Here is a 9,559-nt window from a genome sequence, read left to right on the forward strand (position 1 = left end):
CCGGGTACGGCACCCGGCTCGCCGTCCGGTACGCGCGCGTGGCGCACGAGGCGGGCGCCGACGGGCTGCTCGTCCTGCCGCCCTACCTCGTCGTCGCCGGGCAGGAAGGGCTGCTGCGGCACTACCGGGAGGTGGCCGCCGCGACGCCGCTCCCGGTGATCGTCTACCAGCGCGACAACGCCGTCTTCACCCCGGAGACGGTCGTCGGACTCGCCCGCACGGAGGGGATCGTCGGGCTCAAGGACGGCTACGGCGACCTCGACCTGATGCAGCGCATCGTCAGCGCCGTCCGCAGCGAGGTGCCCGGCGAGTTCCTGTACTTCAACGGCCTGCCGACCGCCGAGCAGACGCAGCTCGCCTACCGCGCGCTGGGGGTCGACCTCTACTCGTCCGCCGTCTTCTGCTTCTCGCCGGACATCGCGAACGCGTTCCACCGCGCGCTGCGCACCGGTGACGACGCGACGGTCCACCGCCTGCTCGACGGGTTCTTCCGGCCGTACGTCGAACTGCGCGCGCAGGGGCGCGGGTACGCCGTCTCCCTCGTCAAGGCCGCCGTCCGTCTGCGCGGCCTGGAGGTCGGCGAGGTGCGGCCCCCGCTGCACGAACCGGCCGAGCAGCATGTGAAACAGCTCGCGGAGTTGATCGAGCGCGGTCACGCGCTCCTGAAGGAGGGCACCGAGTGAAGGCGTCGACGTTCGTCTACCCCTGGGACGTGAACGGCGATCCCGGGGCCCCGGCCCGGATCGCCTCCCTCGGCGTGGAGCAGGTGACCCTGGCCTCCTCGTACCACTCCACGCGCGCCCTCACGCCACGCCATCCCTCCCACCGCATCGTCACGGCCGAGCACGCGGCGGTCCTGTACGGCCCTGACACGCGCTGGGAGGGCCGGACCCTCCGCCCGTACCCCGCGGGGGCCTGGGCGCCCGGAGAAGCCTTCTCAGAGGCCGCCGAGGCCCTCTCCGGCGCCGGCCTGGAGATCCACACCTGGGTCGTCCTCGCGCACAACTCCCGCCTCGGCGCCGAGCACCCCACGACGTCCGTCGTCAACGCGTACGGCGACCGCTACACCTGGGCGCCCTGCATCGCCCAGCCCGACACGCGCGCGTACCTGACCGACCTCGCCGCCGAGGCCGCCGTGCGCCCCGGCGCGGCCGGCACCGAGCTGGAGTCCCTCGGCTGGTACGGGCTCCAGCACCTCCACGCCCACGACAAGACCGGCGGCGTGCCCCTCGGCGACGCCGGGATGTACCTCATGGCGCTGTGCTTCTGCACCGTCTGCCGCGCGGGGTACGCGGCCCAGGACACCGACCCCGACGCCCTCGCCGCCGCCGTCCGCCAGGCCCTCGACCCGCTGTGGAAGGGTGCCCCGGACGACAAGGGCTGGGCCGGTGTCGAGCAGCTCCTCGGCGAGACGTACGCGACGGCCACGCGCGCGTGGCGCGACGAAACGGCCCGCACTCTCCAGGAGGCCGCCGTGCACGCCGTCCGCGCGGCGGCGCCGGCCGGCTTCCAGATCCTCCTGCACGCCGACCCGGTCACGTACCACGTCGGCGCGAACCCCGGCGTCGACCCCGCCCACATCCTCTCCGTCGCCGACGGCGTCGTCGTCCCCTGCGCGAGCGGACCCGAACTCCTGCCCCCCTTCACCGAGACCGGCCACGCCGCCGTCGTCGCGGCCAACTTCGGCATCGTCTCCGCGATGGGGGGACGCCCGGGGGACCTCGCGGAGGACGCCGTCCGCGCGCGGGCGCTGGGAGCGACGGAGCTGCGGCTGTACCACGCGGGGCTGGCTTCGGACGCGGATCTGGAGGTGGTGCGGGGGGTGCTGGCGAGGCGCTGAGCGCCGGACGGCGGGAGGCCCGGGAGGGGCTGGCCTGCGGCGCGGGTGCCGGGCGCGGGCACGGCAGAGGCGGGGCGGCTCAGGTACGACCCACCCCTACCCCCGCAACCCCACCACCAGCACCTCCACATACCGCCGCACCCGCGCCCCGTCCCCCTCCCCCGGCTCCGCCGCCATGGCCACCCCCTGGGCCAGCCGCAGCACATCGGTGGTCGACAGATCTCCCCGCAGGACCCCCGCCTCCCGAGCCCGCTCGACCAGCCGCCCGGCCGCCTCCTGCATCCGCGTCCCGCAGGCGCTGGCCGGTGTGTCGGTGGTCGCGCACCCCAGCAGCGCGCTCATGCCGCGTACCTGGATGGCTCCGACGCAGAGTTCGTGGAGCCACTCCGCGAGGGCCTCGCCGGGCGGGAGTTCGGCGCCGAGGGTGTCCGCGCGGAGGGCGAGGGCCTCGACGCGGTCGAGGTAGGCGGCCTCCAACAGGTCCTGCCGGGTGGGGAAATGGCGGTACAGAGTGCCGGAGCCGACGCCCGCCCGCTTGGCGATGTCGTCGAGGGACGCCTGCTCCCCGTGCTCGGCGAACGCCTCAGCCGCGGCCTTCAGCAACCGCTCGTAGTTGCGGCGGGCGTCCGCCCGCATGGGCTTGACCTGCGTCATCCAGCTGACTCCTCGCGAACCCGTACGGGCGCTCCCTCATCCGGCACACCGTGCTGCCCCGCATGCTCCACCACCTCACCCCACGGACACCAGCCGGACGCCTCCTTTGTCAGCCTGCCCCACGGAAGACGCCCGGAACACGCGAACCGGCCAGGACACCGGCGGGGAGGCCCCGCGCGCGGCCGGTGCCGGAAGGCCACATGACCTCGCAGGCGCCCGACACTGGAAGTTTGCACGGCCCCGCAGGCGTCCGGAGCGAGAAAGCCGTGCAACCTCCCGGCGCGGGAAAGCCGCACGCCCTCGCAGGCACCCGGCACAGCCTCCTGCGCGTCCGGCGGGAGAAGACCACGCGCCCCCGCAAGCGCCCGGCATGGCTTCGCACTGCCCCGCGCAGGCCCGCTCAGAACAACGCGCTGTACGCGTTCAGTGCCGGCTGCCCGCCCAAGTGCGCGTACAGGACGGTGGATTCGGCGCCGATCTCCCCGCGCTGGACCAGATCGACCATGCCCGCCATGGACTTGCCCTCGTACACGGGGTCGGTGACCATCCCCTCGGTGCGGGCCGCGAGGCGCATCGCGTCGAGGGTCGTGTCGTCGGGGACGCCGTAGACCCCGGCGTGGTAGCGCTCGTCCAGCTCGACGTCGTCCTCGGTCAACTCACGCTTGACGCCGATGAGTTGCCCGGTGCTGTGGGCGATACGGGCGATCTGCGTACGCGTCTCGGCGGGCTTCGCGGAGGCGTCGATGCCGAGAACGCGGCGCGGGCGGCCACCGGCCTCCTCCAGCGCGGCGAACCCGGCGACCATCCCGGCCTGTGTGGAGCCGGTGACGGAGCAGACCACGACGGTGTCGAAGAAGACGCCCAAGTCGCGCTCCTGCTCGGCGACTTCGTACGCCCACCCGGCGAACCCGAGCCCGCCGAGCGGATGGTCGGAGGCCCCGGCCGGGATCGCGTACGGCGTGCCGCCCGACTCCTCGACCTCCCGCAGCGCCTGCTCCCAGCTCTCCTTGAACCCGATCCCGAACCCGGCCTTCACCAGCCGTACGTCCGCCCCGGCGAGCCGGCTGATCAGGATGTTGCCGACCTTGTCGTACACGGCGTCCGGCCAGTCCACCCAACTCTCCTGCACCAGCACGCACTTGAGCCCGGCGCGGGCGGCGACGGCCGCGACCTGACGGGTGTGGTTGGACTGCACCCCGCCGATCGAGACGAGCGTGTCGCACCCCTTGGCGAGGGCGTCGGCGACCAGGTACTCCAGCTTGCGCGTCTTGTTGCCGCCGTACGCCACACCGGAGTTGCAGTCCTCCCGCTTCGCCCAGAGGGAGGCACCGCCGAGGTGAGCGGTGAGGCGCTCCAGGGGGTGGACCGGTGAGGGACCGAAGAGAAGGGGGTAACGGTCGTACGAGGAGAGGGACATGGGTTTTCCTCCAGATCGCGTTCCGGCAAATCTCGTTGCAGGCGGCCCACCGTCTCGTCGCGGGCACCCCGCTCAGGACAGGTCTGCGAGTTCCTCAAGCCCCCGCCAGATCTCCGCCGTCACCCGCACCGCCCCAGCCACGTCCCCGCCCTCACACGCGTCGATCAACTGCTCGTGCAGCCCGGCGGAACGGCAGTTGCCGCCCTCGCCGAACCGGCGGCGCTCCAGGCGGCGGATGAGGGGGGTGTAGCGGGCGACGGTCGCGGCGGCGGCGCGGTTGCCGCTGACGCGGACGAGGACGTCGTGCAACTCGTCGTCGGCGAGGAGCGCGGCGTCGACGTCACCCGCGACGACGGCGTCCGCGAACCGTTCGTTGGCGGCACGCATGGCCGCGATGTCCGCCGGGGCGAGGCGGGTTACGGCGACCCGGGCGGCCAACTCGTGCATGGAACCCACGACGGCGGCGGCGTCGCGCACCTCGCTCGCGACCACGGGGGTCACCCGCGTGTAGCTCTGCGGCTTGCTCTCCAGTAGCCCCTCTTCCACGAGCCGGGCGAACGCCTCCCGCACCGGCGCCCGCGAGAGCCCGAGCCGCTCGGCCAGATCGACGTCCCGCACGACCGCGCCGGGTTCGATCTCCCCGCTGACGATCGCGTCCCGAATGGCGTCACAGGCGCGGTCCCTGAGCAGGGTGCGGCCGACGGGTCTTATGGCTTCCATGAATTGAAATGTTAGATGTCAGTCAGATCCAGAACAAGGGCAGATCCAGAACAAGGGCGAGGCCCGCACTCCCCCGAAGTCCGAAGTGCGGGCCTCGGTCTCACACGGTCCAGGGCCAGTCGGCGGCCTCGGCACGCTCCAGGAGCGGCACCATCCGGAACGCCGCGTCCGAAAGACCGCCGAACGTATGCCGGTTGGGCTGTCCGGAGGGGCCGTGGCCGACCCGGTACCCGGCCAGGTTCCAGGTGTAGACCGGGATGTGAGCCGGTACCTGCGAGGTCGGGTCGCCGTGCGAGCTGTACGCGTACTGCTCGTCGGTGACGATCAACACCCGGTCCTGGCCCCGGTAGTGGGACCGGATCGCGGAGACCGTGTCGGTGCCGCCCAGGTCGCCGAAGCGCTCCAGGATCTTCAGCACCGACTCGCCCTCGCCGAAGTCGAGGCGCCGGCTCGTCGTGCCGAACTCGACGAGGTCCGCGTCCTCGGCGCGCAGCGCGAGCGCCGTGCCGAAGATCGCCGCCGCGTCGGCCCGGTTGAGCTGCGAACGCTCCGACAGCGGGGACCACATCGACCCGGACCGGTCGACCAGGACGAGGGTGCGGCCGGGCAGCGCGGGCACGTTGGCCAGCGAGTGACCGAGCGCCCGCTCCAGCGGGTAGGCCCAGCGCAGCGAGGGCGCGTGCTGGTACGCGGCGAGGTAGCGGAACGGGAACTGCCGTGAGCGCGCGACCTCTTGGGGGTCGCTGATCCGCGCGGCGACCTCGGCCGCGACCTCGTCGGACACACCGGCCTCGTCGAAGTTGCGCAGGTTGCGCACGAGCGCCATCGCACCCATCGACGGGATGACCGCTTCCCACGCCGCCTTGTCCATCGGACCCTGCAACCAGCCCGCCAGCGCCTCCCACGTCATCCCGGCCGCCGCGAGCCGCTCGGCACCGTCGGACGCGGTGACGACCGCGCGCCGCCGCTCGACCGGCAGCTCCATCAACTCCCGATGCTTGACGAGTACTTGGGCCGACTCCGGCACCACTGCCGTCTCCGGGTGGTGCCGCCGGTCCAGCGCGTACCGGAACAGCTCGCCCTGCCAGGGCTTCGCCGGGTCCGGCGCCGCGTGCACCAGGTTGAGGATGTCGCCGAAGCGGTACCCCTTCGTCGAAGTGTCGTACTTCAGCAGGGACTTGGCGTGAAAGAGCCGCTGTACGGCGTCGGCGACGCCGCGCTTGACGGGCTTGGGGATGTTCCGGCCGTGCATCGCCGTCCAGTACGCGAGCAACTCGCCGGGCTCGTCCGGGCGTTGCAGCACCGAGTCCACGACGCTCCGGTTCGAGGGACCGTCCGTGGCACCGGCCGCGAGGCGCGCGTGCACGTACTCGGCGGCGCCGACGACGGCCGCCGTACGGAGGTTGCCCTCGCCGCGCAGCCAGCGCAGGAGTCCGGCCGTCCAGTCGGGGTCGGTGACCGCCAACTTCCTTATGAGGGTGGCGTATCGGTCGTCGCGGTCGGCGCCGGACTCGTAGAAGGTCTCCTGGGAGACGAAGTTGGCGACCGCGAGGAGGAAGAGTTCGGAGCGCGGGTCGCGCGTGTATCCCTTGCCGCCTTCGTGCGTCCGCACTTTCGTGGTGTTCGTGGCGCGGGTGTTGAAGCGGGACATGGTGAATTCCCCCCGAAATTCAGTGAGTCAGGGGGGAGGCACGGCGCGTGGAGGGTGTCCGAGGTCAGGAGTCGGCGACGGTACAATTCCGGCGCGTCTGCCATTCCGCCACACCGACCTCAAGCCGATGACGGGATTTGAACCCGCACCCTTTCCAAGGACCGGATCCCGAAGTAACCGTTGCCTGCGCACCGGGCACCCACCACAAGCCGCGCCTCCCGAGATCAAGTCGACTGCGGTGTCGGGTTCTTTTGGAGAGAAGTAACCGCCGTCTGCGCACCGGGAGGTGCGTCGCTTTCGTGTCTCCGACTCTAGGAGGCGCGGCCCGTGGGGGTCGAACGAATTAACGCCGCTGCCGCTTCCAGGGCCCGGTGATCGCCAGCATGATGCCCGGCGTCTGGATGTTGGCGTAGAGCGTCTTCCCGCACGGCGAGAAGGTCACGCCGGTGAACTCGCTGTACTCCGGCTCCTGTTCGGTCCCGGCGTTGAGTTCGTTGCGGGCGATGGGGTAGGTGCGGCCGGAGTCGGTGGCGCCGAAGAGGTGCTGGACGCCGTCGCCGTCCTCGGCGATGACGAGGCCGCCGTAGGGGGAGACGGTGATGTTGTCGGGGCCGTCGAAGGCGCCGTCCTTCGCGGGGTCGGGGTTGACGCCGAGGAGGACCTTCAGGGTGAGGGTGCGCCGCTTGGGGTCGTAGAACCAGACCTGGCCGTCGTGCTGGACGGGGCTCTCCGAGCGGGCGTACGAGGAGACGACGTAGGCGCCGCCGTCCCCCCACCACATGCCCTCCAGCTTACGGGCGCGGGTGATCTCCCCTTCGCCGAACTGCTTGCGCACGGCGACGGTCTTGGCGTCGCGGTCGGGGACGTCGATCCAGTCGACGCCGTACACCGTGCCGATCTTCGTCGCCCGGGAGAGGTCGTCGACGAACTTGCCGCCGGAGTCGAAGCACTTGGGCGCCTGGAGGACCCCGGCGTCGTCGGCGAGCGTGCGGAGCTTGCCCCGGCCGTGCTCGAAGCCCTTCGGCGGGGTCCAGCGGAACAGCAGGCCGTTGGGGTCGGCTGCGTCCTCGGTGAGGTAGGCGTGCCCGCGCTTGGGGTCGACGACGACGGCCTCGTGGTCGTAACGCCCGAAGAACTTGAGGGGTTTGGGGTTCTCGTTGGCCCGCCGGTCGATGGGGTCGACCTCGAAGACGTACCCGTGGTCCTTGGTCATCCCGTTGGTGCCGGCCCGGTCGGAGTTCTCCTCACACGTCAGCCAGGTCCCCCAAGGTGTGCGCCCGCCCGCGCAGTTGGTCGACGTGCCCGCGATCCCCACCCACTCCGCGACCCGTCCGTCGGGCCGCACCTCCACCACCGTGCACCCGCCGGAGGCACCCGGGTCGTACACGAGCCCTTCGGCGAGCGGCACCGGATGCGCCCACTTCTCGCGCGGCCCCTTCAGCTCATGGTTGTTGACCAGCAACGTCGTCCCACGCGGCCCGTCGAAGGTGGCGGTCCCGTCGTGGTTGGACGGCGTGAACTCCCCGGACTCCAGCTTGGTTCGGCCGCTGTACGTGATGACGCGGTAGGAGAACCCGGCAGGGAGTGCCAGCAGCCCCTTGGGGTCGGGCAGCAACGGCCCGTACCCGACTCCCCCGTGCTCGCACCCGTCGACATCGGCGGAGGCGAGAGCCTGAGGCGCGGAAGCGAGTGCACCGGCGCCTCCGGCCAGCACGACCCCGGCCCCGGTGAGCGCGGATCTGGCGGCGAAGTCCCTGCGGGTGAGCGACATGTCGTTCTCCTGAGACGGTCGAGGTGCCGTGGAGGGTGGCGCGCGAAGGTCCGCCGACACCCTCCCGAGCACATCTGAACGCCGGTTGAACAACGCGCTAAAAGGGCGCGGGGCTGTATCCAATATGCGGCTCCGCCGCGTGGGCGCGACCAGCCACAGCTAACCCGCACCCACGCGTAAAGCTCAACCCCCCTGCTGCGACCGCGCCTTGAATGCCGCCTTCCGAGCCTCCTTGGCCACCTTCTTGTCCGGATGCAGCCGCCCCATCGCCTCCAGCACGTCAGCGGTGGCCGGATGTCCCACCCTCCACACCGCCGCGAAGAACCCCTCGTGCTGCGCCGCCAACCCCTCCACCAGCGCCTGCAGTTCCTCCGAGTTCCCCTCCGCCTCCAACTGCGCGGCCACCGTGTCGATCGTCAGCCAGAACACCATCTCCTCCGACGGCGCGGGCACATCCGCGAACCCCGCCTCGCTGAGCCACACCCGGGCGAGTCCGCCCAGCTCGGGATCGTCCAGCACCTCCCGGACGGCCGCCTCCGCCTCCGGCCCCACGAGCGACAGCGCCTGCTGGCACCGCAGCCGCCGCAGCGGGCCCCCTTCGTCGACCCCCCGCGCGGCGGACAGCAACTCCCGTGCCGCGTCGAGGGGTTGACGCTGTCCGAGCCACAACTCGGTCTCGGCCCGCGCGGCCAGCGACCCGTACCCGGCGGTCCCGTCTAGGAGGACGTCCGCTCCCTTGTCGGCCAGCTCCCCCACTGCGGGGACGGCGAACCCCGCGTCGAGGAGCCGAGCCCGCAGCCCGTACCGCCCGAGGGCGGTCAGCCGGACCATCCCGTACCGCGAGACGTCCGTCTCGTCGACGCCGTCGGGGACGTCCCCCTCCATCAGCGCCTCGTCGACGGGCTCGTACTCGACGAGCCCGACGGGTTCGAGCAGCCGGAACTGGTCGTCGAGCCGCATCATCGCGTCGGAGACCTGCTCCAGGACGTCGTTGGTGGGCTCGCCCATGCCCCCGGGGACGATCATGGAGGCGGCCAGCGCGGGCAGCGGCACCCGGCCCTCGCCGGGGCCGTCCTCGCTGACGGAGAGCAGGTAGAGGTTGCCGAGGACGCCGTCGAGGAAGTCCGCCTCGGCCTCGGGGTCCCAGTCCAGTTCGGAGAAGTCGACCCGGCCGCCCTCGTCCATGACCTCCATGAGCTCGTCGAGGTCGGGGGTGCTGGCGTCGGCGAGGACGGTCTCCAGCGCGGCGAGCCAGACGGTCAGGACGTCGTGCGGGGAGCCGCCGGTCAGCAGGGCGAGGTCCTCGCCGGTCTGGACGGTGCCGGCCTCCTCGTCGACGATCTCTACGAGCCCGGCGTCCACGGCGACCCGCCACGCCTCGCTCGCGTAGGCCTCCGCGTCCTGACCGGTCAGCCCCAGTTCCTCGGCGGCGGCCGGCAGCTGTTCGTCCACGAGCCCGCCCCCGGCGTCCACCCGGGACCCGGGGCCGGCCCACCGGGCGAGCCG

8 protein-coding genes are annotated in these 9,559 nt (G+C 72.0%); 2 read left to right on the forward strand and 6 right to left on the reverse strand.

What is annotated here, in order from left to right; genetic code table 11:
• Together ACVNF4_RS27385 and ACVNF4_RS27390 are read left to right on the forward strand one after the other, a co-directional pair.
• A partial coding sequence (locus tag ACVNF4_RS27385; protein WP_461805545.1) for a 5-dehydro-4-deoxyglucarate dehydratase occupies positions 1 to 683 on the forward strand: 683 nt, incomplete at its 5' end.
• Positions 680 to 1,840, forward strand: coding sequence for a hypothetical protein (locus tag ACVNF4_RS27390; RefSeq protein WP_461805546.1), 1,161 nt, complete (start codon positions 680 to 682; stop codon positions 1,838 to 1,840). The genes ACVNF4_RS27385 and ACVNF4_RS27390, both read left to right, overlap by 4 nt.
• A gap of 96 nt (positions 1,841 to 1,936) precedes the next feature.
• Here ACVNF4_RS27390 and ACVNF4_RS27395 read toward each other — a convergent pair whose 3' ends face one another.
• The 6 genes from ACVNF4_RS27395 to ACVNF4_RS27420 form a co-directional block, all read right to left on the reverse strand.
• The gene (locus ACVNF4_RS27395) at positions 1,937 to 2,494 is read right to left on the reverse strand and encodes a TetR/AcrR family transcriptional regulator (protein ID WP_461805547.1); all 558 of its coding nucleotides are present in this window, start codon (positions 2,492 to 2,494) and stop codon (positions 1,937 to 1,939) included.
• Between the two features lie 400 nt (positions 2,495 to 2,894).
• Positions 2,895 to 3,911 carry a 1-aminocyclopropane-1-carboxylate deaminase gene (locus tag ACVNF4_RS27400; protein WP_461805548.1) on the reverse strand — a complete coding sequence of 339 codons (1,017 nt, stop codon included), beginning with the start codon at positions 3,909 to 3,911 and terminating at the stop codon, positions 2,895 to 2,897.
• A 72-nt stretch (positions 3,912 to 3,983) separates the two neighbouring features.
• Complete coding sequence (locus ACVNF4_RS27405; protein ID WP_461805549.1) at positions 3,984 to 4,631, reverse strand: GntR family transcriptional regulator; 648 nt, start codon at positions 4,629 to 4,631, stop codon at positions 3,984 to 3,986.
• A gap of 100 nt (positions 4,632 to 4,731) precedes the next feature.
• The gene (locus ACVNF4_RS27410) at positions 4,732 to 6,282 is read right to left on the reverse strand and encodes a TROVE domain-containing protein (protein ID WP_461805550.1); all 1,551 of its coding nucleotides are present in this window, start codon (positions 6,280 to 6,282) and stop codon (positions 4,732 to 4,734) included.
• A gap of 343 nt (positions 6,283 to 6,625) precedes the next feature.
• Positions 6,626 to 8,053 (reverse strand): alkaline phosphatase PhoX, encoded by a 1,428-nt coding sequence (locus ACVNF4_RS27415; protein ID WP_461805551.1) that lies wholly within the window; start codon positions 8,051 to 8,053, stop codon positions 6,626 to 6,628.
• Between the two features lie 183 nt (positions 8,054 to 8,236).
• The coding region (locus ACVNF4_RS27420; protein ID WP_461805552.1) for a hypothetical protein at positions 8,237 to 9,559 on the reverse strand (1,323 nt) is incomplete at its 5' end.

The sequence above is a fragment of the Streptomyces sp. S6 genome (assembly GCF_054880855.1).

What these genes read in the sequence shown, in the direction of transcription:
- ACVNF4_RS27405 (WP_461805549.1), bottom strand. Translation starts at nt 4,631, where the DNA reads ATGGAAGCCATAAGACCCGTCGGCCGCACCCTGCTCAGGGACCGCGCC.
- ACVNF4_RS27415 (WP_461805551.1), bottom strand. Translation starts at nt 8,053, where the DNA reads ATGTCGCTCACCCGCAGGGACTTCGCCGCCAGATCCGCGCTCACCGGG.
- ACVNF4_RS27400 (WP_461805548.1), bottom strand. Translation starts at nt 3,911, where the DNA reads ATGTCCCTCTCCTCGTACGACCGTTACCCCCTTCTCTTCGGTCCCTCA.
- ACVNF4_RS27395 (WP_461805547.1), bottom strand. Translation starts at nt 2,494, where the DNA reads ATGACGCAGGTCAAGCCCATGCGGGCGGACGCCCGCCGCAACTACGAG.
- ACVNF4_RS27410 (WP_461805550.1), bottom strand. Translation starts at nt 6,282, where the DNA reads ATGTCCCGCTTCAACACCCGCGCCACGAACACCACGAAAGTGCGGACG.